Source organism: Rhodococcus gordoniae, assembly GCF_001646655.1.
Classification (GTDB): Bacteria; Actinomycetota; Actinomycetes; order Mycobacteriales; family Mycobacteriaceae; genus Rhodococcus; species Rhodococcus gordoniae.
In genome coordinates this window covers 141,256-167,773 of sequence record NZ_LPZN01000013.1, presented here as the reverse complement: position 1 = coordinate 167,773, position 26,518 = coordinate 141,256, and the positions used below count along the sequence as shown (strand labels likewise).

The following is a 26,518-nucleotide window of genomic DNA, read 5'->3' as shown; positions in this document are numbered from 1 at the left end:
GGTCCACAGACCCGAACTCAAGCCCCTTCGTCGTATTCGGGCGGCAGGGCGTCGAACATGTCACGCGTGACCGCGACCGCGTTGTCGGAGCTGCCGCCTCGGACGACGAGCGTCGCGAACGCGAGATCACCGCGGTAGCCGACGAACCACGAGTGCGACCCGCCTTCGACCTCGGCCTCACCGGTCTTGCCGTAGACATCGCCCTGGTCCCGGATGCGATCGGCGGTGCCGCTGGTGATCACCAGCCGCATCATCTCGCGCAGACCCTCCACCATCTCCGGCGTCACCGGCGGCGGTACACCGTCGACGACCGTCTCGCGCCCGGCGATGAGATAGGGCACGGGGGTGCGGCCGGCAGCGACCGTCGCCGCGGTCAGCGCCATCCCGAACGGGCTGACGACGACCTTGCCCTGGCCGAAGCCGTCCTCGGTCCGTTCGACGAGATCCTCTGCAGGAGGAACCGAACCGGTGAAGGTCGGCATCCCGACCACCTCGTAGTCCACGCCGATCCCGAACCGGGAGGCGGCGATCGTCAACGCGTCCGGCTCCATCTCGGAGGCGAGCTTGGCGAAGGAGGTGTTGCAGGATCGGGCGAACGCCGTGGCGAGAGATACCGTTCCGAGCTCGAATTCGTTGTAGTTCGGCACGCTCCGCTCCCCGATGGTGATGCGGCCGGGGCACGGAACCATGGTATTCGGGGTCGCACGCCCGTCGGCGATCGCCGCACCGGAGGTGATGATCTTGAACGTCGAACCCGGTGGATACTGGCCCGCCAACGCGACGGGCCCGTCGCGGTCGGCGGCCTTGTTCTGGGCCACCGCCAGGACGGCGCCCGTGGACGCCTCGATCACCACCGTCATCGCCTGTTCGGTCCGCGCATCGACGGCCGCCTGGGCCGCGACCTGAAGGGGACGATCGAGGCTGACCGAGAACGACGGGGCCGGCTGCGGCGGTGTCTCGGTGAGTACCCCGGTGTCGACGCCGTACTGGTTCACCACCACGACACTCCACCCCGCCGTACCGTCGACCTCGTCGATGACGGTCTTCTTGATCTGCCCCACGAGATCGGGAGCGAAGTTGCGGTCGGTCGCGACGAGATCGGCCTGCTCGGTCACCACGACTCCGTCGATCCCCGACAGGCGGGGGGCGACGCGTTCGTAGTCGTCCTCGCGCAGCCGCACCACCGCACGCGGACCGGACGCGGCCGTCACCGATTCCGCGATGGCCTGCGCGGTGAGCGAGGCATCGAACTCCGAGAGTGCCGATGCGAGCTGACGCGCCGCACCGGCGAGGTCGGTGGCTTTCGACGCGTCGAACGCGATGCCGTAGACCGTGCCGGGGACGAGGATGTCGCTGCCGGCGTGCTCGTTGACCCGGGCACGCGGTGCCGGGCTGCTGCGGAGCAGCATGGTCTGTCGTTCGCCGAGCTGTGGGTGCAACGCGGACTTCGCCCACCGCACGACCCAGTCGGTCCCGCTGCGCCCCATGTTGAGTTCACCGGCGTACTGCCACACCCGTTCCTTCGGCAGGTGCCATTCGTAGCTGTATCCCACGACGGCGGAGTCGCCGCTGATCCGGACTGATGTGGTTGTGGCCGTGAGAGATTCGGCCTGCAACCCGTCCAGGACCTCCTGCATCGCGACGGCCGCGTCGTCGGGACGGTCGGTGCGGGCCGCCGCCGAGTCCACGTCCTGCGCGGCGAACGAGTCGAGAAATGCCTGGGCGGCCGCCTCGGGACCGGCCGGTCGCGACGTGCACGCGACGGCCAGGCCGAGGAGCACGACGGTCGCCGACAACGCCGCGCAGATCCGGAGCGCGCGGGTGTACGAGGATGCCGGGGTGCCGCTTCGAGGTCTCATCGCCCGTCATCGTAGGCAGAGCCGGCGGGAAATCAGTCGAGCAGCACCGTGGAGAACGTCGCGACCTGACGGAATCCTGCGCGGGCGTAGGCTCCGCGGGCCGGAGCGTTGAAGCTGTTGACGTAGAGACTGGGCAGACGACCGCTGCGAGCGACCGCGCACGCCACAGCGGCTGTGCCGACCGTGCCGAGACCTGTGCCACGGTGTGCGGGATCGACCCAGACGCCCTGGATCTGGCCCACCGTGGACGACTGCGAGCCCACCTCCGCCTTGAACACGACCTGCTCGTTCTCGAAGCGCGCCCAGGCACGTCCCGCCGCGATCAGACTCGCGACACGACGCCGGTAGCCCGCACCGCCGTCGCCGGTTCGCGGATCGATGCCGACCTCCTCGATGAACATCGAGATCGCGGCGGGCAGATACACATCCAGTTCGTCGGTCCGCACGGGCCGGACCAGCGGGTCGGGGTCCACGAGCGGTTCGCGGTCGAGGACGAGGAGGGGTTGCTCGGCGCGCACCTCGCGGGGAGCGCCCCACGTGGATTCGAGCCGCTCCCACATGGGCAGCGCGTACTCGGCGCGACCGACGATGGACGAACACAACCGCGGACCGCGACTCGCGCGTTCGGCGAACGCCTGGATGTCGTCCGGGCTGCCCAGCAGCGGGATGAGGTTGGCACCCGAGAAACACAGCGACGTCTCCGGTCCACCGCGGCTCCACATCTCGCCGCCGACGGCACGTCCGTCGAGCCCGTACTCCTCGATGCGGCCGGCCACCATGCACGCGGCCACGGGGTCTCGGGCGAGCACCCGGAGCACCGCGGCGGTGTCACGTCCGCCCAACGACCGGACACCCAGAAGCTTGAGCACTCGCTCACCACCCGTCGACAAGCCGATACGACATCAGGGTGCCATGTCGGGCGGCGGCGTGGAAACCGGAGGACCCGAAAGTGAGAGAGGCCCGTCCCGTGCGCCCCACCCGTATCAGCCGACCGACACCACGGGACCGCCGCCCGCGGCGTCGCCTTCCATCTCGTCGGCGATCCGCATCGCTTCCTCGATGAGCGTCTCGACGATCTGCGCCTCGGGCACGGTCTTGATGACCTTGCCCTTGACGAAGATCTGGCCCTTGCCGTTTCCGGAGGCCACACCGAGGTCGGCCTCGCGGGCCTCACCGGGGCCGTTGACGACACAGCCCATCACCGCGACCCGCAGTGGCACCTCCATGCCTTCGAGGCCGGCCGTGACCTCGTTGGCGAGGGAGTAGACGTCCACCTGGGCGCGTCCGCAGGACGGGCAGGAGACGATCTCGAGCTTGCGGGGACGCAGGTTCAGGGACTGCAGGATCTGGGTGCCGACCTTGATCTCCTCGGCCGGTGGCGCCGAGAGCGACACGCGGATCGTGTCGCCGATGCCCTCGCTCAGCAGCGCACCGAAGGCCACGGCCGACTTGATGGTGCCCTGGAAGGCCGGACCGGCCTCGGTGACACCCAGATGCAGCGGGTAGTCGCACTGCGCGGCGAGCTGCCGGTAGGCCTCGACCATCACGACCGGGTCGTTGTGCTTGACGGAGATCTTGATGTCGCCGAAGCCGTGTTCCTCGAACAGGCTCGCCTCCCACAACGCCGACTCGACGAGCGCTTCCGGGGTGGCCTTGCCGTACTTGGCCATCAGGCGGGGATCGAGCGAACCGGCGTTGACGCCGATGCGGATGGGGATTCCCGCATCGCCGGCCGCCTTCGCGACCTCTTTGACACGACCGTCGAATTCCTTGATGTTGCCGGGATTGACGCGCACGGCCGCACAACCGGCGTCGATCGCGGCGAAGATGTACCGCGGCTGGAAGTGGATGTCGGCGATCACCGGGATCTTGCTCTTCTTCGCGATGATCGGGAGTGCGTCGGCGTCCTCCTGACGCGGGCACGCGACACGCACGATGTCGCAGCCGGACGCCGTGAGTTCCGCGATCTGCTGGAGAGTGGCGTTCACGTCGTGCGTCTTCGTGGTGGTCATCGACTGCACGGACACCGGGTGATCGCTGCCGACGCCGACATTTCCGACCATGAGCTGGCGGGTCTTGCGCCGGGGTGCGAGGACCGCAGGAATTTCGGGCATGCCCAATCCGACGGGGCTGGTCACAGTTCGCCTTCTTTCGTCGCTATCCGTCAAGTCTACCGGCGCAGGTCAGAACAGCTGGATGGGGTTGATGATGTCCGCCGTGAGGGTGAGGACCATGAACGCACCACCGATCACTACAGCCACGTAGGTCAGCGGAAGCAATTTCATGTAGTCGACGGGTGCTCCTTCCGGGAGCCCGCGCAATCCGCGTATCCAGTTGCGGATGCGTTCGTACATCGCCACCGCCATGTGTCCACCGTCGAGCGGAAGCAGCGGCAGAAGGTTGAAGGCACCGAGGAAGAAGTTCAGCTGGGCCAGCAGCAGGACGAACGACTGCCAGATCCCACGTTCCGCGAACTGGCCACCGATGACGCTCGCACCGACCACGCTGACCGGAGTGTCGACGGCGCGCTCCCCTCCCGTCACCGCAGTCCACAGATCCGACACCTTGCTGGGCAGATCCATCAATGATCGAGCCGTGATGACGATCAGGTCACCGGTGAACTCCACTGTTCCCGGGATCGCGGTGAGAGCGTTGTATTCGGTCGGCCGGTTCTCTTCGCCCGTCACGCCGATAGCGCCGACCGTCTCCGAGGTGATCTCTCCGGTCTGCGTGTTCTCCACGTACCGCTGCACCTGTTCGACGGTGACCGGCACGGTCAGGGTCTCCCCACCTCGCTCGATCGTGAAGTCGACGGTGCCGGTGGCGGCGCGGGTCTTCTCGACCAGCGAGTAGAAGCTCTCGACCTCCTGGCCGTTCACAGCGACGATCACATCGCCGGGTCGGATTCCTGCTGCACCAGCGGGCCCTGTGCCGGTGCACGGCGCGAGCGCGTAGTCGTCTTCCTTCCCTGCCTGGCTGGGTGCAACACAGGACACTTCGGCAACCGTGGCCTGCGGGTTCAGTTGCGGTAGTGCCCACGCGACAGCCAGGACGTAGATCAGGACGATACCGAGCAGGAAGTTCATCGCGATGCCACCCGACATCACGACCAGACGCTTCCACGTCTTCTGCTTGTACATCGCGCGGTCGACCTCGTCGGGCGCGAGTTCGTCCAGAGCCGTCATACCCGCGATGTCGCAGAACCCGCCGGCCGGAACGGCTTTGAGACCGTATTCGGTCTCCCCGCGGCGGAACGCGAACACACGGGGGCCGAAACCGATGTAGTAACGCCGGACCTTCATGCCCAGCTTCTGCGCCGTCCACATGTGGCCGGCCTCGTGCAGAGCGATCGAGATGGCGATGCCGAGGGCGAACACCACCACGCCCAGTGCGAACATCATGAGTGGCCGATCCTCCTATACGAGTGTGCGCGCCCGGTCGCGGGCCCAGCCGTCGGCGGCGAGCACGTCGTCCACGGTACTGGGTTCGGCGGACCACTCGTGCGCGTCGTTCAGCACGGCCTCGACGGTCTGCACGATCCGCGGGAACGACAGGGCGCCGGCGAGGAAGGCCTCCGCAGCGACCTCGTTGGCCGCGTTGTAGACCGCCGTGAGACATCCGCCTCCGAGACCGGCCTGGCGTGCGAGCCGCACCGCAGGGAAGACGTCGTCGTCGAGGGGTTCGAACTCCCAGGTCGACGCCGCCGAGAAGTCGAGCGCCGGTGCAGCGTGCGCGACGCGGTGCGGCCAGCCGAGAGCCAATGCGATCGGCAACTTCATGGACGGCGGCGACGCCTGGGCGAGTGTGGAACCGTCGACGAAGGTGACCATCGAGTGCACGATCGACTGCGGGTGCACGGTCACGTCGATCCGGTCGTACTCCACGCCGAAGAGCAGGTGCGTCTCGATGAGTTCGAGTCCCTTGTTGACGAGCGTGGCCGAGTTGAGGGTGTTCATCGGTCCCATCGACCAGGTGGGGTGCGCACCGGCCTGCTCGGGTGTCACCGAGTCGAGGCGATCGGCCGTCCAGCCACGGAACGGTCCGCCCGAGGCGGTCAGGACCAGGCGCGCCACCTCGTCGCCGCTGCCGCCACGCAGGCACTGCGCCAGCGCGGAGTGCTCCGAGTCGACAGGAACGATCTGGCCCGGCCCCGCCGCCTTCGTGACGAGCGACCCGCCCGCGACCAGCGACTCCTTGTTCGCCAATGCGAGTCGCGCGCCGGTGCCGAGCGCCGCGAGGGTCGGTTCGAGACCGAGGGAGCCGACGAGGGCGTTGAGCACGACGTCCGCGCCGACCTCACGCACGAGTTCGGTGACGGCGGCCGGGCCGCTCCGGACCGGCAGGTCGAGCCGGGCGGCGGCGTCGGGATCGGCCACGGCGACCTCCCGTACGCCGGTCGCGCGAATCTGCTCGGCGAGCAGGTCGGTCCTGCCGCCACCGGCGGCGAGACCGACGACTTCGAACTCGTCGGGATTGGCGGCGATCACGTCGAGTGCCTGGGTACCGATGGAACCGGTGCTGCCCAGCAGGAGCACCCGGGTGCGGGAAGAAGATCGAGTGTCGGCCACGCGAGCATTGTTCCCCACGCACCTGAACAGTTCCTGAACCGCCCGGCCTCCACCCACCGGGAGGCGCCACACGCATGCCCCGCTTCGTACGACAGGGGGTCGTATGTCACGATAAGCAGCAACAGAAGCATCTGGTGAGCAGGAGGAAGCCGTGGCCGGTACCGAGTTGCAGTCCACTCGTAGTGATGTGGCGGCGGAAGTTCCGTCGGCCGAGTGGGGTTGGAGCGGGGAAGCCCCCAAGTTCTTCCGCGTCATGGCCCTGGTCGTCGCGGCGTTCCTGCTGCTGATGCTCATCGGCAACCACGAAGGACACGTGGAGAGCCTGTACCTGATCGGCTCGGCGGCCCTGCTCGTGTTCATCGTCGCGCGCGACGCGGTGCGCCGGCGCCGTCTGCGCTAGTTCCACGAACGTTCGGGGCCCGTCCGGAATTCTCCGGACGGGCCCTGTCGTGTCTTCGGTGCCGCCTCAGCCTTCGGCGGCGAGCTGCCCGCAGGCTGCCGCGATCTCCTGGCCACGCGTGTCGCGCACGGTGCACGACACGCCCTGGGCCTGCACGCGCCGCACGAATTCGCGTTCGACGTCCTTCGGGCTGGCGTCCCACTCGCTGCCCGGTGTGGGGTTCAGTGGGATCAAGTTGACGTGCACGAGCGACCCGAGCGCCTTGTGGAGCTTCTTGCCGAGCATGTCGGCGCGCCACGGCTGGTCGTTGACGTCGCGGATGAGGGCGTACTCGATCGAGACGCGCCGGCCGGTCTTGTCGGCGTAGTACCGCGCCGCCTCGAGAACCTCGGCGACCGACCACCTGTTGTTGACGGGGACGAGGGTGTCGCGCAGTTCGTCGTCCGGGGTGTGCAGCGACACCGCGAGGGTGACGCTCAGACCTTCGTCGGCGAGGCGCCGGATGGCCGGTGCCAGTCCCACGGTGGAGACGGTGACCGAGCGCTGCGACAGGCCGAGCCCTTCGGGGGCAGGTGAGGTGATGCGGCGCACCGCCGCGACCACCCGCTTGTAGTTCGCGAGCGGCTCCCCCATGCCCATGAACACGACGTTCGACAGCCGTCCGGGTCCGCCGGCGACGTCACCGTCGCGCAGCGCCGCAGCAGCCGCACGCACCTGATCGACGATCTCCGCCGTGGACAGGTTCCGGTCGAGGCCGCCCTGGCCTGTCGCGCAGAACGGGCACGCCATGCCGCACCCCGCCTGGCTCGAGATGCACAGCGTGGCGCGGTCGGGATACCGCATGAGCACGCTCTCGAGAAGGGTGCCGTCGTGCGCGCGCCACAACGTCTTGCGGGTCTCCCCTCCGTCGCACGCGATGTGCTTGACCGCGCTGAGCAGAGGCGGGAACAGCGACTCCCCCACCTTGTCGCGGACGGCGGCGGGAAGATCGGTCATCTTCGCCGGATCCGCCTCGAGCCGTCCGTAGTACTGCCGGGCGAGCTGGTCGGCACGGAAGGCCGGCAGCCCCAGTTCGCGCACCGCGTCGCGACGCTGATCTGCGTCGAGGTCGGCAAGATGGCGCGGCGGCAGACCACGCTTGGGCGCATCGAAGACCAGGGGCAGAGAAGAAGCCATAATCACCCATTGTCCCATGATCCGGGACGGATGGGTCGCGGTGTCGCTGTGATGCTCGCCCCCCTTCGGGGGCCGTGATGTTTCTTCCCGTCCGGGATCGGTCCCGATCGGTTCCGCACACTCCGAGTCGCCCGGCGCCGGAGTGGGAATGCGGGAGGATGGACATCATGACCGGTCTCGTCGCTCCCGAAGTCGCACGCTCGTGGCTGCTCGTTCCGGGCCGCTCCCCCGAACTCTTCGACGCCGCCGCCGGCTCTCCGGCCGATGCGGTGGTGCTCGACCTCGAAGACGCGGTGCCGGCCCCGGCCAAGCCGGCGGCACGCGACGACGTCATCGCGTGGCTTCGCGGTGGCGGGCAGGCCTGGGTGCGCATCAACGACGCCACCACGTCGTTCTGGACCGACGATCTCGCCGCGCTCTCCGGGGTCCCCGGCCTCCGGGGCGTGATGCTCGCCAAGGCCGAGAGCGGTCACCAGGTCGAGGCCACCGCCGACCGTCTGCCGGAGGGCACCCGCATCCTGGTGCTGATCGAGTCGGCGATGGGTCTGGAGGCGGCTCCCGAGATCGCCCGGGCCGAGGGCACCTTCCGCCTGGTCTTCGGCAGCGGCGACTTCCGGCGCGACACCGGTATGAGCGACAGCCCGATGGCGATGGCGTACGCCCGGTCGCGACTGGTCATCACGAGCCGCGCCGCGCGCCTGCCCGGACCCATCGACGGCCCCACCCTCAGCGACGATCCCGACGTGCTCGAACGCGAAGCCGAGCTGACCCGCTCGATGGGGATGACCGGCAAGCTGTGCATGACGGCCGAGCGCGCGTCGTACGCGAACGTCGCGCTGAGCCCGAACACCACGGATGTCGACTGGGCGGAGGGCGTGATCGATCGGCTCGGCGAGGACGGCCGCAACGTTCGCGACGGCAGCGACCTGCCGAATCTCGCGAAGGCGAAGAAGATCACCGAACTCGCGAGAATGTTCGGCATCGGCCGGTCGCGCTGAGGGGCGCGGCTCAGCGTAGTTCGAGGCAGGCGGGTCTGCGGCGCACGTGCAGCCGGTAGCGGACGGTGAGCGTCGTGCCGGGTGTCTCCCGGATCGCCCGGGCCGCGACTCGAGGTCCGAACTCGATGCCGAGCACGCGCCCCAGCGTCGCACGGTCCGGGAACTCCCATTGCGTGTCGATCCGGCGCAGGTCGAAGCCCTGGGCGTCGAAGAACCTTTCGACCGCCGCCGGGCCGTAGTGCGGCAGGTCGTCTCGCATCCAGTCGCCGTAGGGGTGAGCGGTGGCGTCGAGGTCGACGACGGCGAGCGCGCCACCCGGACGCAGCACGCGCATCGCCTCGAGGATGCCGGCACCGCAACCGGGACCGAAGAAGTAGGCGGTGCGGGCGTGGACGAGGTCCACCGAGGCATCGGGCACAGGCATGTCGGCGGCGGAACCTTCCGCCACGGTGACCGAAGGAAGATCGCGCACGCGGGCGCGTGCCGCAGCGACCAGCGGCGGATGCGGTTCGATCCCGGTCACCGTGCGCGCGTCGGCCGCGAACATCGGAAGGTGGAAACCCGACCCGCATCCGACGTCGACGACGTCGCGACCGGTCCAGTCCGCGACCTGCCGCAGCGCCGCGTACACGGCGCCACGGGGGTCCTGCGCGCGGTTCTCCTCCTCGTACACCTCGGGCCAGTGCCAGATGTTGGGGCTGGCGATCACACCGCCACCCGACGTCGGCGTACGGAGCTTCGACGAACGCACCATCGGCCGGGCTACACGAAGGCCGTCAGGATCAGCCAGGTGACGAAGGCCGACGGCAGGATCGAGTCGAGCCGGTCCATGATGCCGCCGTGGCCGGGCAGCAGGGTGCCCATGTCCTTGATTCCGAGATCGCGTTTGACCTGCGACTCGATCAGGTCGCCGGCTGTGGCCGTAAGGGCGAGCACCGCACCGAGCAGTACACCGACCCACCACGGTCCGTCCAGCAGGAAGACGACGGTGAGGACGCCGGTGGCGATACACGCCGCGAGCGACCCGCCGAATCCCTCCCAGGACTTCTTCGGGCTGATCGCGGGCACCATCGGGTGCTTGCCGAACAGCACGCCGGCCGCGTAACCACCGATGTCCGACGCGACGCACACGAGCATCAGGCAGAACACACGCTGGGCGCCCTGATCCTGGAGGACCATGAGGGTCGCGAAGGACGCGAGCAGCGGCAGCCAGGCGGCGACGAAGACCGCAACCGCGGTGTCGCGCAGGTAGTTGCGTGGCTGCGCGACGAGGCCGTGATCGAACAGGCGCCACAGCATCGTCACCACGACCGTGCCCGCGAACGCGCCCAGCACACCCGTTGTGCCGTACGGCCACCCGAGCCAGATCATCGCCTGGCCACCGGCCAGCAACGGCAGTCTGGGGACGAGCACGTCCGCCTCGCGCAGACGCTTGGTGACCTCCCAGGTCGCGATACCGATCGCGGCCGCGACCACCGCGAGCCAGGCCGTCGGGGCGAACAGCAGGATCCCGATGACGAGCGCACCCAGACCACCGCCGACCGCGAAGGCGGCGGGAAGGTCACGTCCGGCCCGCGACGGCTTCTCGACCGGCTCCGACCCGGGGTCGGTCGCCGGTGCCGGGTCTGCAGGGGTGGCACCGGAGTCGGCTCCGGCACCGAGTGGAAGCTGCGGGTCGGAGGACCCGTCGGCTCGGCCCACTGTCAGACCTCCATCAGTTCGGCTTCCTTGTGCTTCATCAACTCGTCGATCTGACCGACGTACTTCGCGGTCGTCTTGTCGAGCTCCTTCTCGGCACGGTTCACGTCGTCCTCACCGGCTTCGCCGTCCTTCTGTATGCGGCCGAGTTCCTCCATCGCCTTGCGGCGGACGTTGCGCACCGCCACCTTGGCGTCCTCGCCCTTGGCTCTGGCCTGCTTGACGAGTTCGCGGCGACGCTCCTCGGTGAGCTGCGGGACCGAGATGCGGATGATGTTGCCGTCGTTGGAGGGGTTGACCCCGAGATCGGAGTTGCGGATCGCGGTCTCGATCGCGTTCAGCTGCGAGGCCTCGTACGGCTTGACGATGACCATGCGCGCTTCGGGAACATTGATGCTGGCGATCTGCGTGATCGGCGTGGGAGCACCGTAGTAGTCGACGACGATGCGGTTGAACATGCCCGGGTTCGCCCGACCGGTCCGAATGCCGGCCAGATCGTCCCGGGCCACCGTGACGGCTTTCTCCATCTTCTCTTCGGCTTCGAAGAGGGCTTCATCGATCACGGCAGTTCCTCCATGTTCCGTTGTCCGTTCATGACCGTACGAGTGTTCCGATCTTCTCACCGGCGATGGCTCGAGCGATATTGCCCTTGGTCAGCAGATTGAAGACCATGATCGGCATGGCGTTGTCCATGCACAGGCTGAAGGCGGTCGCGTCGGCGACCTTGAGGCCCTGTTCGATGACCTCGCGATGGGTGATCTCCTCGAACAACACCGCATCGGGGTTGGTGCGCGGGTCGTCGGAGTAGACGCCGTCCACGGCCTTCGCCATGAGGACGACCTCGGCGCCGATCTCGAGGGCACGCTGCGCGGCGGTGGTGTCGGTGGAGAAGTACGGCATACCCATGCCTGCACCGAAGATGACCACGCGCCCCTTCTCGAGGTGCCGGCGCGCACGCAGCGGCAGGTAAGGCTCCGCGACCTGCCCCATCGTGATCGCCGTCTGCACGCGGGTATCGATGCCTTCCTTCTCCAGGAAGTCCTGCAGCGCAAGAGAATTCATGACCGTGCCGAGCATGCCCATGTAATCGGACCGCGCACGCTCGAGACCACGCTGCTGAAGTTCGGCGCCGCGGAAGAAGTTGCCGCCACCGATCACCACCGCGACCTCGGCGCCCCCGCGCACGACCTCTGCGATCTGCTGGGCCACCGTCGTCACCACATCCGGGTCGAGTCCGACCTTGCCACCGCCGAACATCTCGCCGCCGAGCTTGAGCAGTACCCGGCGGAATCCGGGCCGATCGTGGGCGTGGTCGGACATGACTCTCCTCTGGTTGCACATGAATCGGCCCTTACCATCCTGCCTCATCCACCCTGGGGAACCGAGATCGGGCGGATCGACACGCCACACCTGTCACCGCGCGACACGCGCGGGCGCCTCCGGGCCCGAGGCGGCATGGCTCGACACACCTCGACCCCGCCGGTTGTGAACCGACGGGGTCGAGGAGTGGAAGAACTAGCTGGCGCCGACCTCGAAACGCACGAAGCGGGTGACGGTCGCACCGGCCTCGTCGAGGATCGCCTTGACGGTCTTCTTCGAGTCCGTCACGGACGCCTGCTCGAGCAGGACGACGTCCTTGAAGTAACCGTTGACACGGCCTTCGACGATCTTCGGCAGGGCCTGCTCCGGCTTGCCCTCGGCCTTGGCGGTCTCCTCGGCGATACGACGCTCGTTGGCGACGACCTCCTCGGGAACCTCGTCGCGGCTGACGTACTTGGCCTTCAACGCGGCGATCTGCATCGCGGCACCGCGAGCGGCCTCGGCAGCAGCGTCGCCCTCACCGGTGTACTCGACGAGCACGCCGACCGACGGCGGCAGGTCCGAAGCACGCTTGTGCAGGTAGACGGCGGTCTGGCCCTCGAACGCCGCGACGCGACGCAGTTCGAGCTTCTCGCCGATCTTCGCGGACAGCTCCTGGACGAGGGTGTCGACGGTCTTGCCGTCGGCCTCGACGGCCTTGAGTGCCTCGACGTCGTTCGAGCGGGCCTGCGCGGCAGCGGTGACGACCTTGTCGGCGAGAGCCTGGAACTCGTCGTTCTTGGCGACGAAGTCGGTCTCGGAGTTCAGCTCGACCAGAACGCCGTCCTTGGCGACGACGAGGCCCTCGGCGGTGGAGCGCTCGGCGCGCTTGCCCACGTCCTTGGCACCCTTGATGCGCAGCTGCTCGACGGCCTTGTCGAAGTCGCCGTCGTTGTCGGCGAGCGCGTTCTTGCAGTCCAGCATTCCGGAGCCGGTGAGCTCACGGAGACGCTTGACGTCGGCGGCGGTGTAGTTCGCCATGGAAGCGAGCCTCCTGTGTCTGTGGTGGAAAAGTCTCTGGGCGCAGCCTCGGCACCCGGACGGGCTCGGGCTGCGATGCGACGGCCCCGACCATGATCTTTCGATCGAGCGGTCGGGGCCGGGCAACGAATCAGGCCTCGGGGGCTGCGTCTGCGGCGGGGGCTGCGTCCGCTGCGGGCGCCTCGGCGTCTGCGGCGGGGGTGGCCTGCGCGAGCAGTTCCTGCTCCCACTCGGCGAGCGGCTCGGCGCCGGCCTCGGGCTTGGCCTCGGCGTCGCCGCTCTTGCCGGCGCGGGCCTGCAGGCCCTCGGCGACTGCGGAAGCGACGACCTTGGTCAGCAGCGCCGCGGAGCGGATCGCGTCGTCGTTACCCGGGATCGGGTAGTCGACGAGGTCCGGATCGCAGTTGGTGTCGAGGATTGCGATGACCGGGATGTTCAGCTTGCGGGCCTCACCGACGGCGATGTGCTCCTTGTTGGTGTCGACGACCCAGATCGCCGACGGAACCTTCGCCATGTCGCGGATGCCGCCGAGGGTGCGCTCCAGCTTGTTCTTCTCACGCGTGAGCATGAGGATTTCCTTCTTGGTGCGTCCCTCGAAGCCGCCGGTCTGCTCCATCGACTCGAGCTCCTTCAGGCGCTGCAGGCGCTTGTGGACGGTCGAGAAGTTGGTGAGCATGCCGCCGAGCCAGCGCTGGTTCACGTAGGGCATGCCCACGCGGGTGGCCTCTTCGGCGATGGATTCCTGCGCCTGCTTCTTGGTGCCGACGAACAGCACGGTTCCACCGTGGGCGACGGTCTCCTTGACGAACTCGTACGCCTTGTCGATGTACGTCAGGGTCTGCTGCAGGTCGATGATGTAGATGCCGTTGCGGTCGGTGAAGATGAACCGCTTCATCTTCGGGTTCCAGCGACGGGTCTGGTGTCCGAAGTGGGCGCCGCTGTCGAGCAGCTGCCGCATAGTCACAACAGGCATGCCTGTTTCTCTCTTTCGTGTCGGTTTCCGCGGTGGATCTTGCGATCTCCGCCCTGGCGTCCACATGCCCGTCGAACCCTTGCGGGACCGGCGACGGTCATTTCCGGTGCGGCCCGGAGAAAACGGGTCGGTACCGATGCGCGGACGCGCGAAGTCGATCTGCGTATACAGACCGCCCGACAAGTGTACGCGGAGCGGGCGCGGATCCCTAACCGGGAGGCACCGAGGCTGTGGAGAGATCCGGGTTGTCCCCAGATCGCGACGACCTACTGGTGCGGAGGACTCCGATTCACGAGGCTGGCGACATGGCCCTTGCCGCTCCCCTGCGGATGCTCCCCGTCGCGATCGCCGCGCTCGTCCCGCTCGGTGCGCTCGCCGCACCCGTCGTCGTCCCGGGCACCGCCTCCGCCGACCCCGGACGGTTCGTCTGGCCGCTCGATCCGCGTCCCGCGGTGAGCAGACAGTTCGATCTTCCCGAGCAGAACTGGCTCCCCGGACACCGCGGCGTCGACCTCGACGCACACGCGGGACAGACCGTCGTGGCCGCCGGTGACGGCGTCGTCGCGTTCGCCGGCACCGTGGCGGGCAAGCCCGTGGTCTCCATCGATCACGAGGGCGGTCTGCGCACCACCTACGAACCCGTCGACGCCTCGGTCACCGCCGGTCGCCGGGTGACGAGAGGCGATCCCATCGGCGCCGTCGCCGCCGGCCACGAAGGATGCGTCTCCCCCGCATGTCTGCACTGGGGGCTGCGCCGCGGACGCGCCGACTACCTCGATCCGCTCCCCCTCGTGCAGCGTCCGGTGATCCGGCTGCTGCCCGTATGAGACGGTCAGTGCCCCGTGCGCCGACCCGGCTGGTGCACCGCGTGCCGGCCCGAGAGGGCGGGGAAGTCGTCGGCGACCATCGCGGCCAATTCGACGAACGCGGTCCGGGTCGCGGGCCGGAGCCGATCGAGATCGATCTCGGCGCCCTCGGCAAGATGCTCGTCGAACGGAATCACCTTCACCGCGCGGCAGCGAGCGAGGAAGTGCGCGGTCAACGCGTCCATGTCGATGCTCGCCGAACCCGGCCGGGGAGAACTGACGACCACGACCGTCCGTTCGACCAGCGCGGAGAAGCCGTGCGCCTGTAGCCAGTCGAGTGTCGCGGCAGCACTGCGCGCCGCGTCGACCGCCGGCGATGCGACGAGCACGAGGGTGTTCGCCAGGTCCAGCACTCCGCGCATGACCGAGTGCATGATCCCGGTTCCGCAATCGGTGACGATGACGTTGTAGTAGACCTGCAGGATGTCGACGACGCGGCGGTAGTCCTCCTCGCTGAACGCTTCCGACGCAGCGGGATCACGTTCGCTCGCAAGCACTTCGAGTCGGCTCGGCGCCTGCGAGGTGTAGGCGCGCACATCCGAGTACCGGCGGATCCCCGACGCGTTCGCGAGCAGATCCCGCACCGTCGACGTGGTCTGCTGCGGAATCCGTTGGGCGAGGGTGCCGAAGTCCGGATTCGCATCGACGGCGATGACGCAGTCGCCACGCAACGAGGCGAACGTCGATCCCAGCCCGACGGTGGTGGTGGTCTTTCCCACCCCACCTTTCAAGGACAGCACCGCGATCCGGTAGTCGCCCGGAATCGGCTGGCGGATGCGGGCGACGAGTTCCTCGCGGCGCTCGCTGCTTCCGCCGTCGAGTCTGCCCCCGGTGAGTCTGCCGACACTCTCCCGCCACCGCCCCGACGGACGTCGCGACCGGCGGACGAGCACTCCCGACGCGAGGTCGATGTTCGACGGTCGATGGTCGAAGTGCTGCGCCGCGTACTGCGAGTCGTCGGCCGCGGTGTCCGTCGGCGGTGAGACGGGATCGAGCATCGGCACCGGACGAGGACCGACGGACACGGGGTCGGGCTCTGCGGTCTCCCGGACCGGCACCTCCGGTGCCGGCTCCCCGGTTCCGGGCCCTGACGCCACCCCCTCGGCTGCCGGATCGGCGGAAACGGATTCCGGTTCCACCGACGCGGGATCGGAAACCGACTCGCGTTCGGCCGCCTCGCCCAGGATCGTCTCGGCGGATTCCGGGCATGCGGGGGCCGGTGCGGCCACCGGCTCCGACACTTCCTGCACGGAACTCTCGTCCGTGGTGATCCGGGGCCGCAGCGCCATGCCGAGCGGTACGGATGCCGTCATCCCGAGCGGAGCGGAGGGAACCGGAGCGGACGCACCGTCGCCGGGCGGAGCCGAAGGGCCGGATGCCTCGGCGCCCCGGCCCGCGCGGCGGAAGCCGCGACGCGCGGAGTCGGTCTCGGATTCCGGTGGGTCCTGCAGCCAGGCGGGCACGGCAGGACTCGGATCGTTGCGTCTCATCTGTTCCCCCGATTCGATGGTGCCGGCGCACGCTATCAAACCGGGAGGGTTCGTCGGCAGCCGATCAGGCGCGGGGATGGGCCTGATCGTGCGCGGCGCGCAGGCGGGCCACCGAGACGTGTGTGTAGAGCTGCGTGGTGGCCAGACTCGAATGTCCCAGCACCTCCTGGACCACGCGCAGGTCCGCTCCCCCTTCGAGCAGGTGCGTGGCAGCGCTGTGCCGCAGGCCGTGCGGCGCGAGATCGGGTGCGCCGGGCACCGACGAGACGGCCTCGTGCACCACGGACCGGACCTGCCGCTGATCTATCCGCCCGCCACGTTTGCCCAGCAGCAGCGCCGCACCCGACGACGGGTGCACGAGGTGCGGGCGTCCGTGACGCAGCCACGCGTCGATCGCATCCGCCGCGGGAGCTCCGTAGGGGACGATCCGTTCCTTGTCGCCCTTGCCGAGGACCCGGACGACTCGGCGCTCGGCGTCCACATCGTCGATGTCGACAGCGCAGAGTTCCCCGACCCGGATTCCGGTCGCGTAGAGCAGCTCGACGATCAGGCGATCCCGCAGGGCGACAGGATCGAGTTCGCGCGCACCGGATTTCGCGGCCTCCATGATCTCCAGCGCCTGATCGTCGCGGAGTACCGCGGGCAGCGACCGGTGCGGGCGCGGCGAGACGAGGCGCGTCGCCGGGTCGGTGTCGAGACGCCGGGTGCGCTCGAGCCATGCGGTGAAGACGCGTGCCGACGACGTGCGCCGCGCGAGCGTGGCGCGCGCCGCGCCCCCTGTCACCATCCCGGCGAGCCACGAGCGCAGCAGATCGAGGTCGAGGTCGGTGATGCGCGCCTCCGGGTGCCGGTCGGCGAGGTGCTGCAGAAGCGAGCGGATATCGGTCCGATAGGCGCGGATCGTGTGTTCCGAGCGGTTGCCTTCGAAGCGGAGATGGTCGACGAAGTCGTCGAGATGCACGGCCAGTGTCGCCGGGAGCATGTCGGAACTGTCACCTCGCATGCGTCCACCGTGCGGCACGACGGCTCCGGGTGCAACGACCCGCGCCGACTAAGGTGCTTTCGTGAACAAAACGATCCCGGTACCGATGTTGTGCGCCCTGGCGTTGCTGTCGGCCATCGCGCCGCTCGCCACGGACATGTACCTTCCGGGACTTCCCGTCATGGCGGAGAGCCTGGGCAGTTCGACCGTCGGCGTTCAGCTCACCCTCACGACCTTCATGGCGGGGCTCGGACTCGGTCAGTTGCTCGTCGGTCCGCTCTCGGACGGCTGGGGCCGGCGACGGCTGATCCTCGCAGGCACGATCGTCCTCGCGGTCAGCAGCGCGATCTGCGCGATGGCGCCCACCGTCGAGATTCTGATCGCGGCGCGTCTCATCCAGGGATTCAGCGGCGGCACCGGCATCGTTCTCGCCCGCGCGGTGATCGCCGACCGGGCCCGGGGCAATCAGGCGGCGAAGTTGTTCAGCCTGATGATGATCATCGGCGGCATCGCACCCGTCGCCGCGCCGCTTCTCGGCGGGGTGCTGCTGGATCCGATCGGGTGGCGCGGCATCTTCTGGGTGCTCACGGGCCTGGCAGTCCTGATGGCCGCCGGCGCCTTCGCGTTCGTCCCGGAGACCCTTCCGCCGGAGAAACGGCACAGCGGCGGCCTGAAGACGATGGCCGGCAACTTCGGGTACGTCCTCCGGCAGCGACGCTTCGTGGGTTACGCCGCCGCCATGGCCCTGGGCTTCGGCGCGATGTTCTCGTACATCTCGGCGTCACCGTTCGTCACGCAGAACATCCTCGGTCTGAGCCCCGGCCAGTTCTCGATGGTCTTCGCCGTGAACTCGGCCGGTCTCGTGCTGGCCAACGCCGTCAACACCCGCCTCATCGGCCGGTTCGAGGTGCGGACACTGCTGCTCTTCGGTGTGACCACCATGTTCACGGCGGGCGCCCTGCTGCTGCTGACGATGGTCGTCGTCGGCTACGTCGCGGCGCTGATCCTGCCGCTGCTGTTCGTCGCGATCAGCATGATGGGCCTGACGCTGGGCAACGCCACCGCGCTGGCCCAGTCGCAGGTCCCGAAGGCGGCCGGTACGGGCTCCGCCGTGATCGGTGCCTCCCAGTTCGGTCTCGCCGCCGTGGTCTCCCCCCTCGTCGGGCTCGGCGGCGAAGGCACCGGTATCCCGATGGCCGTCGCCATCGTGATCTGCTCGGGACTCGCGCTTGCCTCCGCTGCGGTACTGGCGCGTGACTCGGCCGCGGTGCCGGCGCGCGAGTCCTCGAGCTGACGCGAACCGCCGGCCGTCAGTTGCTCTCGACGGCCGCCAGTTCGCTCTTCCACACGCGGAAGCCCTCCTCGGTGCGTCCGCGACGCCAGTACCCCGAGATCGACGCGCGTGCCGGCGGTACGGCCCGTTCCTTCCGCAGGTACGGCCGGATGTGCTTCATGACGGCCTCGGCCTCACCGTGCACGAAGACCTGCACGTCGCCGCCCGGCCAGGGCAAGGTCTTCACCGCGGCGACGAGCGGCGAGTTGCCGTCGATCAGGTCGGCACCGGCGTCACCGGCCGCGACACCGCGATGGAGCCACGTGACGTCCACCCCCGCCGGGGCATCGAGTTTCAGTTCGTCGCCGGGCCCGATGACCTCCAGGAAGACCGCTCCCCTCGCATCGGCCGGAAGATCCTCGAGCGCAACCGCGATCGCGGGGATCGCGGTCTCGTCGCCGGCGAGCAGATGGAAGTCGGCGGAGCGATCGGGCCGGTAACCCGCGCCGGGACCCCGCACCACGACCTGCGTGCCCGGCTGCACCGAGCGAGCCCACGGTCCCGCGACACCCTCGTCGCCGTGAACGACGAAGTCGATCCAGATCTCCCGGGCGTCGGGGTCGACGCGCCGGACGGTATAGGTGCGGACGACGGTCTCGTCCCCTGCCGCCAACTCGATCTTCACGTAACTGTCGGTCTCCGGGCGGGCGGGGAACTCGCCGAATCCGTCCCCACCGAGCACGACACGAACGAAATGCTCGCCGATCGTCTCGGTCCGCAGGACCGTGAGTGTCGTCGATGCGGGCGCTTTCCGAGCCACCGGACCTCCAAATTAGGGTTACCTATTACTGCGCCACCGTACTCTGTGGCGGGGTGCGGCGGGGACGTCACGATCGGCGACGCTCTAGGCTCGAGAACATGAGCACCACCGCGGCCGACATCGCCACCTGGATGACCGACATCATCACCACCGAACGCAGGGTCACCCAGACCGACATGGTCGACGCGATCGACGCCAAGTTCGGCTCCGACTGGATCTACGTCAACGACAACGGCCACCCGTCGATCGACCGGGCAGTCCTCAAGGAGTTCCGCAAGGCACATCGCGGCGCGGTGAAGTGGAACCGCGACGACCGCGCCTGGTACGTCGACGACGAGCCGACGGCGGGCACCTCGACCGAGTGATCGACGCTCGGGGCACCGGTCACGTCCGCCGCCATCCTCCGTCCGTGGTCTCCACCAGTCCGTCGAGTTCGAGCAGGGGCAGTGCTGCCCGCACCCGCTCGATCGGCAGCCCCGCCGACTCGGCCACCATCGCCGGATCACTGACGTTCGACGCCGGAAGCGCCTCGTAGACCAGTGCCATGTCGCCCGACAGTCCGTCCAGCTCGCGGCGGAACAGGCCGTCGCGGTCGTCGTCCCCGCCCGCCATCAGCGGACCGCACTCCTCGACGACGTCGCGCGCCACGCCCACCAGGCGGGCTTCTCCTTCCCTGATCATGCGGTGACATCCCTGTGAGGCCGCCGAGGTGACCGGTCCGGGCACCGCCATGACCGGTCGGCCGAGTCGTCTCGCCCACGCCGCGGTGTTGCGCGCACCACTGCGCCACCCCGCTTCGACGACCACGGTGCCGGCCGACAGGGCCGCGATCAGCCGGTTCCGGGCCAGGAACCGGTACCGAGCGGGGCTCACCCCCGGCGGATACTCGCTGACCACCAGTCCGGACTCGGAGATCTGCCGCAACATCGTCGTATGTGCCGCCGGATACGCCCGGTCGACACCGCACGCCAGGATCGCGACGGTGGTGCCGCCCACCCCGAGCGCCGCGCGATGTGCGGCCGCGTCGACGCCGAACGCGGCTCCGGATACGACCGTCCACCCGTCGGCGGCGAGATCCCCGGCGATCTCCGCGGTGACGTGTTCACCGTAACCACTCGCGGCGCGGGTTCCGACGACGCCGATCGCGCGTTCGGCCAGTTCGTCGAGCCGCCGGCTCCCCCATACCCACAGTGCGAGGGGTGGCCCCTCGGCGTCGGTCGCGGTGTCGAGGGTGCCGAAGCCGAGCATCTGCCACGCGGGCCATTCGTCGTCGTCCGGCGTCACCAGCCGCCCTCCGGCCCGCCCCAGACGCTCGAGATCCCGGGCCGCGGTAGCGAGATGCGCCCGAACCGAGTACCGCGCCGAGAGCTCGTCGCGGGTCGAACCCGAGCGGATCGAGGCCGCCACCTCGACCACTCCCCGGGCATCGACCGCCGCCGACAACGACCGCGACGCACCCTGCGCGACGGTGGACAGATACGCCCAGGCCAAGCGGCGTTCGTCCGGCTTCTCGTTCACGCGACACCTCGATCCCGGAAGTCGAGTGCGGCGGCGACATGCGTCGCCGACGGCGAATCCGAACCCTCGAGGTCGCTCAGTGTCCACGCGACCCGCAGTGCCCGATCCGCGCCGCGGGCGGTGATCGCGCCCTTGCGCAGCGCCCATTCGACCGGTTCGAGGGCGGCACGCGGGAGCCGGAACTTCTGGCGCAGGGCCGGACCGGGAACCTCGGCGTTGGTGGCCCAGCCGTATTCGGCCCACCGCTCACCCGCTGCGGCTCTCGCCCGGGCGACCCGCGCCCGCACCTCGCCGGTGCTCTCGCCGGTCTCCCCCATCAGTGCGCTCGTCGCGACGGCCTGCATCCGGACGCGCAGGTCGACGCGGTCGAGGAGGGGGCCGGACAGGCGTCCGAGATAGCGGCGGCGCGCGGTCGGCGCACACACGCAGTCGGCATCGCGTGGAGGTGCGCACGGACAAGGATTGGCCGCGAGGATCAGCTGGAACCGGGCCGGATATCGGGCGACGCCGTCCCGGCGGGCGATGCGCACCTCCCCGTCCTCGAGCGGTGTCCGCAGCGCTTCGAGGATCTTCGTTCCCATCTCGGCGACCTCGTCGAGGAAGAGCACGCCGCGGTGCGCCCGGCTCACCGCGCCGGGTTTCGCCATTCCCGTTCCTCCTCCGATCAGGGAACTCACCGACGCCGTGTGATGCGGTGCGATGAACGGTGGTTCGGTCACCAGAGGGCGATCGCTGGTGAGGGTGCCCGCCACCGAATGGATCGCCGTCACTTCGAGGGCGTGACTCTCGCTCAGGTCCGGCAGTATCCCCGGAAGACGCTGTGCGAGCATCGTCTTCCCGATCCCGGGAGGACCGGTCAGCATCAGGTGATGCGCCCCGGCCGCGGCGACCTCGATCGCGCGGCGCGCCTCGTGCTGGCCGACCACTTCGCTGAGGTCGCCGCGCACCGCACGTGGCGGAAGGGCACGCGGATCGGGTCGTTCGAGCGGACCGTCTCCCTGGAGCCACAGCACCAGCTCGCGCAGCGTCTCGGCGCCGTAGACGTCGATGCCGTCCACGAGCGCCGCTTCGGTCATCGTCGCGGCCGGCACCACCACGCGCGACCAGCCGTGCCTCTTCGCCGTGAGCACGGCGGGCAGCACACCGCGCACCGGGCGGACCCGGCCGTCGAGCGCGAGCTCGCCGAGCAGCACCGTCCGGGAGACGGCCTCGGCCGGCACGACATCCGCGGCGTCGAGCACCGCGCAGGCCAGCCCGAGATCGTAGACACTGCCGACCTTCGGCAGGGTGGCCGGCGACAACGCGAGGACGACCTTCGAATCCGGCCACGCGGCCCCGGAGTTCGACACGGCGGCGCGCACCCGGTCGCGCGATTCCTGAAGCGCGGTGTCGGGCAACCCGACCATCGTCACACCGGGCAGACCTCGCCCGATGTCTGCTTCGATCTCGACGACCTGTCCGTCGATCCCGGAGACCGCAACCGACCAGGCGCGCCCGAGCGCCATCAGAGGACCTGCTTGCGGTGGGTGATCTCGGGCGCACGGCCCCGCGCGAGCAGCACGGTCACCACGTCGACCCGGATATGCGACCAGCGGTGCGTCTGTTCCGACAGCCACAGTCCGGCGAGGCGGCGGATACGTTCGGCCTTCGCCGGCGTCACCGCTTCGGCCGGGGTGCCGTAACCGGTACCCGTGCGGGTCTTGACCTCGACGAAGACGACGGTCGCTCCGTCCTGCACGATCAGATCGAGTTCGCCGTAACGGCTGCGCCAGTTCCGTTCGAGGACGACCATGCCGGTCGATTCGAGGTATTCCGTGGCGAGATCCTCACCTCGCGCGCCCAGATCCCGGTTGTGCCCTGTCCTGTTTCTCCCCTGCATACCCTCACTGTGGAGTACCGGGGTCCGCGGATTCGGCCGCCGAGTGCGCGATCGCGGGATCTGTGGACGAGTGCGGTGCCTGTGGACAACCGCAGTCGGAACGTCGTGGGGAACCGCTCGGTGCCGGCGTCCCCGTTAGGATGCGGCCGCTCGGCGCGGGTCCATCCCCGTGATCGTCAGCCCAGCTTGTCGGGCAGTCTCAGTTCGGGCTTGTCGAGCTCTTCGATGTTGACGTCCTTGAACGTGATCACGCGGACGTGCTTGACGAAGCGTGCGGGACGGTACATGTCCCACACCCAGGCGTCGGACATGCGCACTTCGAAGTACACCTCGCCGTTGGCGTTGTGCGGCAGCAACTCGACCGCGTTCGCCAGGTAGAACCGGCGCTCGGTCTCCACGACGTACGCGAACTGACCGACGATGTCCCGGTACTCCCTGTACAGCGAGAGTTCCATCTCGGTTTCATACTTCTCGAGATCCTCGGCACTCATCGGTCTCGGTGTCCTCCCACTCTGGTGTGTCCTGCAATCATCCCGCATCCGCCTCGTCCGTGAACAATCGACGCCCGACATCGTCGGTGTACGGGCGACGACCCGGGTCATCGGCGAACAACCGGCGACGCACCGCGGGCACTCCGCACACCGAGCGCACATTGGCCCACGACCGCCGGTGATGCGGCGACGGGCCGTGCTCGGCCAACGCCGCCATGTGCGTCGGTGTGCTGTAGCCCTTGTGTATCGCGAAGCCGTACTCCGGTACCTCGCGGTCGAGTTCGACCATCATGCGGTCTCGGGTGACCTTCGCCAGGACGCTGGCCGCCGCGATACACGCGGCCGCCGCGTCGCCCCCGATGACCGGCAGGGACGGAGCGGGCAGTCCGGGCACCCGGAAGCCGTCGGTGAGCACGTAACCGGGTGGAGTCGACAGGCCTGCGACCGCCCGTCGCATGCCCTCGATGTTCGCGACGTGGATGCCGATCGCGTCGACCTCCGTCGCCGGGATCACCACGACGCTCCACGCCGGTGCGCGTCGCACGATGACCGAGTACAGCTCCTCGCGTGTGCGTTCGGTGAGCTTCTTGGAGTCGTCGAGCCGGTCGAGGGCGGCGTGCGGCCGATCGCCGAGCACACAGGCGGCCACGACGAGCGGACCCGCGCAGGCCCCGCGGCCGGCTTCGTCGACCCCCGCGACCGGACCGAGACCGCAGCGCACGAGCGCGGACTCCATCGTGCGCAGTCCCGAGGATCGGCGGATCACAGGGCGAGGTGGCCAAGCAGTCACGAGGGCAGGATCTCCGGTGATTCGATCAGGCCCCATCGGCCGGGAGGCAGCACGATGAAGCGGGCTTTTCCGATGACGTTCTCGAGCGGGATGGCGCCCTGATGCTCGTCGCCCACGTGGTAACGGGAGTCGGCGGAGTTGCTCCGGTTGTCGCCCATCACCCAGACGTGCCCGTCGGGAACCGTGACGGGTCCGAAGCACCGCCCGGAAGGCACCTCGGTCTCGCACGTGACGACACCCGGTGTGAACGGGAAGTCCATGGTCACGTACGGCTCGTCGAGCGGCACCCCGTCGACCAGGACGCGACCCTGGTCGTCGCAGCACTCCACCGTCTGACCACCGACCGCGATCACGCGCTTGACGAGATCGTTCTCGTCCGGGGGCACGACACCCACGAGGGAGCCGATTTCCTCCAGTCCCCGCACGACGACGTTGTCGGAACGAGTGGACACGTAGCCCGACGACCACGAGTCGGGTCCTTCGAAGACGATGACGTCGCCGGGCCGGGGATCGGTGAAGCGGTATCCCACCTTCTCGACGACGATGCGGTCGCCGGTGCAGCCCGGGCAGCCGTGCAGTGTCGGCTCCATCGATTCGGACGGAATGAGGTAGACCCTCGCCACGAAGGTCTGCAGCAGGAAGCTCAGGGCCAGAGCGACGACGATGAGGATCGGCAACTCGCGCCAGAAGGACTTCTGTTTCTTCGCCTTCGGGGCGGTGTCGTTCGCTGCGGGGTCCTCGCGCCGGTGGTGTGCACCGTCGGCTCGATCGCTCCGAGCCGAACCTCGAACGTCGTTGCGGTTCACGTCCGGTCCGGCCGGATCGTGCGGGGAATCTGCCACCTCGACAGACTAGCGTCTGCCGCAGGGCGGACCTCCGAGGACGACCGTCGACCCCGCCGCCCGGTAACGGACCATCCCCGCAAAGACGACGACCCGGCCGGGACATGGGTCCCGACCGGGTCGTCGGATGCTCTATCGGGTGGCTCGAGAGCCGCGCCGAGCAGCCCGAAGGGCTTCTCGGCGGCCGAAGATCAGCGCTTCTCCTTGATCTTGGCAGCCTTGCCGCGCAGCTCACGCAGGTAGTAGAGCTTCGCACGGCGGACGTCGCCACGGGTCAGCACGTCGATCTTGGCGAGGTTGGGGCTGTGCACCGGGAAGGTGCGCTCCACGCCCACGCCGAAGGAAACCTTGCGGACGGTGAAGGTCTCGCGGACACCGCCGCCCTGACGCCGGATCACGACGCCCTTGAAGACCTGCACGCGCTCCTTGCTGCCCTCGATGACCTTGACGTGCACATCGAGAGTGTCGCCGGGACGGAAGTCCGGGATGTCGTTGCGCAGCGACTTGGCGTCCAGAAAGTCCAGGGTGTTCATCGGTTGTTCATCCTCTTGTTCGCTCGAGCAGAGGAACCTGGCGGCGACCGCCGTGTGGCGGGCTCGACCGGTTCGTGCCCAGGTCAGGTAGGCGTGCCCGAACGGGGCAACCCGTCCATTGTGCCAGACGGAACATCGATCGAAGAAATCGGCGGCGGGGCCGGACGGACCCGCCGGTCCAGTTCCGCCTCGGTCGCGGTACGCGAGTGCTCCACACTGCCCCGCACGGTCTCGAGCGTCGGGGCCCCCGCGACGAGGTCCTGCACGAAGATCTTGGCGCGGATCACCGGACGTCGCACTCGACGTTCGCGCTCGAGCGCCCGGCTCATCCGGCGCGACCGCTCGCCGTACCGCCAACGCGCCCAAGGGGCACCCGGCCGGGAGAGCCGGATCGCCCCGACCCACAGGAGCGGAACGACGAACAGCCCGACCAGACCGGTCCAGATCTTGCCCTTCGCCAGGACGATCGCGGCGAGGAGGAGGTTCACGAGCACGGCCACGACGAGGCCGGCCCGTTCGGCCCAGTCACCGCTGTCCTCGAAGTTCGTGGCGTCCCCCAGTTCGAACGGGCGCAGGCCGAGCAGCCACATCCCGGTCACGGCGATCGCCACGAAGACGGCGTCGACGGAGACCCGCCCCTGCTCTTCCCAGTACACGTCGTTCAGATAGAAGATCAACGCGAACTCGTCGAGGGTCAGTGCGGCGCCGATGCCGAACACCGCGGCGAGGACCGTGGCGGCGACCCGGTTCGAGTCCTCGGAGATCGCGATCAGTCCCCCGCCGGCGATCACCATCGTGACGACGCCGAACACCACGTGGTGCACGTGCTGCCCACCGGGGGTGATGTTGCCGGGCCACCAGCGCACCTGTGCCCGGATCAACCGCACGCTGATCCGGATGAAGACGAACGCGGCCACGAAGCCGAGCAAGAAGGCCAGCAGCGGCAGGTGGCCCTGATCGACGATCTCGCGCCGCACCCAGTCGAGCATCACCGGATCACCCCGGCCACCGTGGATTCATGT

Annotated in this window: 28 protein-coding genes; 5 read left to right on the top strand and 23 right to left on the bottom strand. The window is 68.8% G+C overall.

Translation table 11 applies throughout. From position 1 onward, the window contains the following. Nucleotides 1-17: 17 nt before the first annotated feature. The 5 genes from A8G18_RS07670 to dxr all read right to left on the bottom strand — a co-directional run bounded on the left by A8G18_RS07670 (nt 18) and on the right by dxr (nt 6,427). Nucleotides 18-1,796 carry a penicillin-binding transpeptidase domain-containing protein gene (locus A8G18_RS07670; RefSeq protein ID WP_064063410.1) on the bottom strand — a complete coding sequence of 593 codons (1,779 nt, stop codon included), beginning with the start codon at nt 1,794-1,796 and terminating at the stop codon, nt 18-20. Between the two features lie 95 nt (nt 1,797-1,891). After that, nucleotides 1,892-2,728: a GNAT family N-acetyltransferase gene (locus A8G18_RS07665; protein WP_064063382.1), complete on the bottom strand. Its 837-nt coding sequence runs from the start codon at nt 2,726-2,728 to the stop codon at nt 1,892-1,894. A gap of 114 nt (nt 2,729-2,842) precedes the next feature. Next, nucleotides 2,843-3,997 carry a flavodoxin-dependent (E)-4-hydroxy-3-methylbut-2-enyl-diphosphate synthase gene (ispG, locus tag A8G18_RS07660; protein WP_064063381.1) on the bottom strand — a complete coding sequence of 385 codons (1,155 nt, stop codon included), beginning with the start codon at nt 3,995-3,997 and terminating at the stop codon, nt 2,843-2,845. 45 nt (nt 3,998-4,042) lie between these two features. Next, nucleotides 4,043-5,260, bottom strand: coding sequence for a M50 family metallopeptidase (locus A8G18_RS07655; RefSeq protein WP_064063380.1), 1,218 nt, complete (start codon nt 5,258-5,260; stop codon nt 4,043-4,045). Nucleotides 5,261-5,275: 15 nt separating this feature from the next. Beyond that, nucleotides 5,276-6,427, bottom strand: a complete 1,152-nt coding sequence (gene dxr / locus A8G18_RS07650; RefSeq protein ID WP_064063409.1) for a 1-deoxy-D-xylulose-5-phosphate reductoisomerase — start codon at nt 6,425-6,427, stop codon at nt 5,276-5,278. A 151-nt stretch (nt 6,428-6,578) separates the two neighbouring features. On the opposite strand from dxr, the gene A8G18_RS07645 reads away from it, so the two are divergent. Further along, complete coding sequence (locus A8G18_RS07645) at nt 6,579-6,827, top strand: DUF2631 domain-containing protein (protein ID WP_026003452.1); 249 nt, start codon at nt 6,579-6,581, stop codon at nt 6,825-6,827. A gap of 66 nt (nt 6,828-6,893) precedes the next feature. On the opposite strand, the gene rlmN is transcribed toward A8G18_RS07645, so the two are convergent. After that, a complete protein-coding gene (gene rlmN / locus A8G18_RS07640; RefSeq protein WP_064061626.1) occupies nt 6,894-8,003 on the bottom strand; it encodes a dual-specificity RNA methyltransferase RlmN in 1,110 nt (369 codons plus the stop codon). Nucleotides 8,004-8,161: 158 nt separating this feature from the next. On the opposite strand from rlmN, the gene A8G18_RS07635 reads away from it, so the two are divergent. Next, a complete protein-coding gene (locus tag A8G18_RS07635; RefSeq protein ID WP_064063379.1) occupies nt 8,162-9,001 on the top strand; it encodes an HpcH/HpaI aldolase/citrate lyase family protein in 840 nt (279 codons plus the stop codon). Between the two features lie 10 nt (nt 9,002-9,011). Here the strand turns inward: A8G18_RS07635 and A8G18_RS07630 are convergent, their stop codons facing one another. The 6 genes from A8G18_RS07630 to rpsB all read right to left on the bottom strand — a co-directional run bounded on the left by A8G18_RS07630 (nt 9,012) and on the right by rpsB (nt 14,012). After that, on the bottom strand, nt 9,012-9,755 hold the full coding sequence (locus A8G18_RS07630) for a class I SAM-dependent methyltransferase (RefSeq protein ID WP_172506034.1): 744 nt from the start codon (nt 9,753-9,755) through the stop codon (nt 9,012-9,014). Nucleotides 9,756-9,763: 8 nt separating this feature from the next. Further along, entirely contained in the window at nt 9,764-10,702 is a 939-nt protein-coding gene (locus A8G18_RS07625; protein WP_064063378.1) for a phosphatidate cytidylyltransferase, read from the bottom strand. Nucleotides 10,703-10,704: 2 nt separating this feature from the next. Continuing rightward, a complete protein-coding gene (frr, locus tag A8G18_RS07620; RefSeq protein WP_016935508.1) occupies nt 10,705-11,262 on the bottom strand; it encodes a ribosome recycling factor in 558 nt (185 codons plus the stop codon). A 28-nt stretch (nt 11,263-11,290) separates the two neighbouring features. Further along, on the bottom strand, nt 11,291-12,019 hold the full coding sequence (gene pyrH, locus A8G18_RS07615) for a UMP kinase (protein ID WP_006550976.1): 729 nt from the start codon (nt 12,017-12,019) through the stop codon (nt 11,291-11,293). Nucleotides 12,020-12,214: 195 nt separating this feature from the next. Then, nucleotides 12,215-13,039, bottom strand: a complete 825-nt coding sequence (tsf, locus tag A8G18_RS07610) for a translation elongation factor Ts (protein WP_064063377.1) — start codon at nt 13,037-13,039, stop codon at nt 12,215-12,217. A gap of 130 nt (nt 13,040-13,169) precedes the next feature. Beyond that, nucleotides 13,170-14,012: a 30S ribosomal protein S2 gene (gene rpsB, locus A8G18_RS07605; RefSeq protein ID WP_026003585.1), complete on the bottom strand. Its 843-nt coding sequence runs from the start codon at nt 14,010-14,012 to the stop codon at nt 13,170-13,172. A 305-nt stretch (nt 14,013-14,317) separates the two neighbouring features. Between rpsB and A8G18_RS07600 the strand changes: the two genes are divergently transcribed. Continuing rightward, on the top strand, nt 14,318-14,839 hold the full coding sequence (locus A8G18_RS07600; RefSeq protein WP_064063376.1) for a M23 family metallopeptidase: 522 nt from the start codon (nt 14,318-14,320) through the stop codon (nt 14,837-14,839). A 5-nt stretch (nt 14,840-14,844) separates the two neighbouring features. On the opposite strand, the gene A8G18_RS07595 is transcribed toward A8G18_RS07600, so the two are convergent. Further along, the gene (locus A8G18_RS07595; RefSeq protein ID WP_064063375.1) at nt 14,845-16,368 is read right to left on the bottom strand and encodes a MinD/ParA family ATP-binding protein; all 1,524 of its coding nucleotides are present in this window, start codon (nt 16,366-16,368) and stop codon (nt 14,845-14,847) included. 64 nt (nt 16,369-16,432) lie between these two features. Further along, the gene (locus A8G18_RS07590; RefSeq protein WP_425337693.1) at nt 16,433-17,350 is read right to left on the bottom strand and encodes a tyrosine recombinase XerC; all 918 of its coding nucleotides are present in this window, start codon (nt 17,348-17,350) and stop codon (nt 16,433-16,435) included. A gap of 106 nt (nt 17,351-17,456) precedes the next feature. On the opposite strand from A8G18_RS07590, the gene A8G18_RS07585 reads away from it, so the two are divergent. Next, a complete protein-coding gene (locus A8G18_RS07585) occupies nt 17,457-18,644 on the top strand; it encodes a multidrug effflux MFS transporter (RefSeq protein WP_064063407.1) in 1,188 nt (395 codons plus the stop codon). Between the two features lie 16 nt (nt 18,645-18,660). Here A8G18_RS07585 and A8G18_RS07580 read toward each other — a convergent pair whose 3' ends face one another. Then, nucleotides 18,661-19,443 carry a siderophore-interacting protein gene (locus A8G18_RS07580; protein WP_064063373.1) on the bottom strand — a complete coding sequence of 261 codons (783 nt, stop codon included), beginning with the start codon at nt 19,441-19,443 and terminating at the stop codon, nt 18,661-18,663. A gap of 98 nt (nt 19,444-19,541) precedes the next feature. Here A8G18_RS07580 and A8G18_RS07575 point away from each other — a divergent pair, with 98 nt between their 5' ends. Then, on the top strand, nt 19,542-19,808 hold the full coding sequence (locus tag A8G18_RS07575; protein ID WP_016933846.1) for a DUF6953 family protein: 267 nt from the start codon (nt 19,542-19,544) through the stop codon (nt 19,806-19,808). 19 nt (nt 19,809-19,827) lie between these two features. Here A8G18_RS07575 and dprA read toward each other — a convergent pair whose 3' ends face one another. From dprA to A8G18_RS07535, 8 genes are all read right to left on the bottom strand, one after another. Next, on the bottom strand, nt 19,828-20,961 hold the full coding sequence (gene dprA / locus A8G18_RS07570; RefSeq protein WP_064063372.1) for a DNA-processing protein DprA: 1,134 nt from the start codon (nt 20,959-20,961) through the stop codon (nt 19,828-19,830). Beyond that, nucleotides 20,958-22,466 carry a YifB family Mg chelatase-like AAA ATPase gene (locus tag A8G18_RS07565; protein WP_064063371.1) on the bottom strand — a complete coding sequence of 503 codons (1,509 nt, stop codon included), beginning with the start codon at nt 22,464-22,466 and terminating at the stop codon, nt 20,958-20,960. Before A8G18_RS07565 ends, dprA begins: the two co-directional genes overlap by 4 nt. Beyond that, nucleotides 22,466-22,840, bottom strand: a complete 375-nt coding sequence (locus A8G18_RS07560; RefSeq protein WP_064063370.1) for a YraN family protein — start codon at nt 22,838-22,840, stop codon at nt 22,466-22,468. The genes A8G18_RS07565 and A8G18_RS07560 overlap by 1 nt, the downstream gene beginning before the upstream one ends. A gap of 176 nt (nt 22,841-23,016) precedes the next feature. Continuing rightward, the gene (locus A8G18_RS07555) at nt 23,017-23,331 is read right to left on the bottom strand and encodes a DUF2469 domain-containing protein (RefSeq protein WP_006550963.1); all 315 of its coding nucleotides are present in this window, start codon (nt 23,329-23,331) and stop codon (nt 23,017-23,019) included. Between the two features lie 37 nt (nt 23,332-23,368). Continuing rightward, on the bottom strand, nt 23,369-24,157 hold the full coding sequence (locus A8G18_RS07550; RefSeq protein ID WP_084421576.1) for a ribonuclease HII: 789 nt from the start codon (nt 24,155-24,157) through the stop codon (nt 23,369-23,371). Next, nucleotides 24,118-24,927 (bottom strand): signal peptidase I, encoded by an 810-nt coding sequence (gene lepB, locus A8G18_RS07545; RefSeq protein WP_064063406.1) that lies wholly within the window; start codon nt 24,925-24,927, stop codon nt 24,118-24,120. Before lepB ends, A8G18_RS07550 begins: the two co-directional genes overlap by 40 nt. Before the next feature lie 227 nt (nt 24,928-25,154). Next, nucleotides 25,155-25,496, bottom strand: a complete 342-nt coding sequence (gene rplS, locus A8G18_RS07540; protein ID WP_016933840.1) for a 50S ribosomal protein L19 — start codon at nt 25,494-25,496, stop codon at nt 25,155-25,157. An 83-nt stretch (nt 25,497-25,579) separates the two neighbouring features. Continuing rightward, nucleotides 25,580-26,485 carry a hypothetical protein gene (locus A8G18_RS07535; RefSeq protein WP_064063369.1) on the bottom strand — a complete coding sequence of 302 codons (906 nt, stop codon included), beginning with the start codon at nt 26,483-26,485 and terminating at the stop codon, nt 25,580-25,582. Nucleotides 26,486-26,518 lie beyond the last annotated feature (33 nt).

Excerpts from the sequence above, each read along its gene's own strand:
- A8G18_RS07655 (WP_064063380.1), bottom strand. The coding sequence starts at position 5,260 with ATGATGTTCGCACTGGGCGTGGTGGTGTTCGCCCTCGGCATCGCCATC.
- rlmN (WP_064061626.1), bottom strand. The coding sequence starts at position 8,003 with ATGGCTTCTTCTCTGCCCCTGGTCTTCGATGCGCCCAAGCGTGGTCTG.
- A8G18_RS07635 (WP_064063379.1), top strand. The coding sequence starts at position 8,162 with ATGGACATCATGACCGGTCTCGTCGCTCCCGAAGTCGCACGCTCGTGG.
- A8G18_RS07630 (WP_172506034.1), bottom strand. The coding sequence starts at position 9,755 with ATGGTGCGTTCGTCGAAGCTCCGTACGCCGACGTCGGGTGGCGGTGTG.
- pyrH (WP_006550976.1), bottom strand. The coding sequence starts at position 12,019 with ATGTCCGACCACGCCCACGATCGGCCCGGATTCCGCCGGGTACTGCTC.
- tsf (WP_064063377.1), bottom strand. The coding sequence starts at position 13,039 with ATGGCGAACTACACCGCCGCCGACGTCAAGCGTCTCCGTGAGCTCACC.
- rpsB (WP_026003585.1), bottom strand. The coding sequence starts at position 14,012 with ATGCCTGTTGTGACTATGCGGCAGCTGCTCGACAGCGGCGCCCACTTC.
- A8G18_RS07600 (WP_064063376.1), top strand. The coding sequence starts at position 14,318 with ATGGCCCTTGCCGCTCCCCTGCGGATGCTCCCCGTCGCGATCGCCGCG.
- A8G18_RS07595 (WP_064063375.1), bottom strand. The coding sequence starts at position 16,368 with ATGAGACGCAACGATCCGAGTCCTGCCGTGCCCGCCTGGCTGCAGGAC.
- A8G18_RS07590 (WP_425337693.1), bottom strand. The coding sequence starts at position 17,350 with ATGCTCCCGGCGACACTGGCCGTGCATCTCGACGACTTCGTCGACCAT.
- A8G18_RS07585 (WP_064063407.1), top strand. The coding sequence starts at position 17,457 with ATGTTGTGCGCCCTGGCGTTGCTGTCGGCCATCGCGCCGCTCGCCACG.
- A8G18_RS07575 (WP_016933846.1), top strand. The coding sequence starts at position 19,542 with ATGAGCACCACCGCGGCCGACATCGCCACCTGGATGACCGACATCATC.
- A8G18_RS07565 (WP_064063371.1), bottom strand. The coding sequence starts at position 22,466 with ATGGCGCTCGGGCGCGCCTGGTCGGTTGCGGTCTCCGGGATCGACGGA.
- A8G18_RS07560 (WP_064063370.1), bottom strand. The coding sequence starts at position 22,840 with ATGCAGGGGAGAAACAGGACAGGGCACAACCGGGATCTGGGCGCGCGA.
- A8G18_RS07555 (WP_006550963.1), bottom strand. The coding sequence starts at position 23,331 with ATGAGTGCCGAGGATCTCGAGAAGTATGAAACCGAGATGGAACTCTCG.
- A8G18_RS07550 (WP_084421576.1), bottom strand. The coding sequence starts at position 24,157 with ATGGGGCCTGATCGAATCACCGGAGATCCTGCCCTCGTGACTGCTTGG.
- rplS (WP_016933840.1), bottom strand. The coding sequence starts at position 25,496 with ATGAACACCCTGGACTTTCTGGACGCCAAGTCGCTGCGCAACGACATC.
- A8G18_RS07535 (WP_064063369.1), bottom strand. The coding sequence starts at position 26,485 with ATGCTCGACTGGGTGCGGCGCGAGATCGTCGATCAGGGCCACCTGCCG.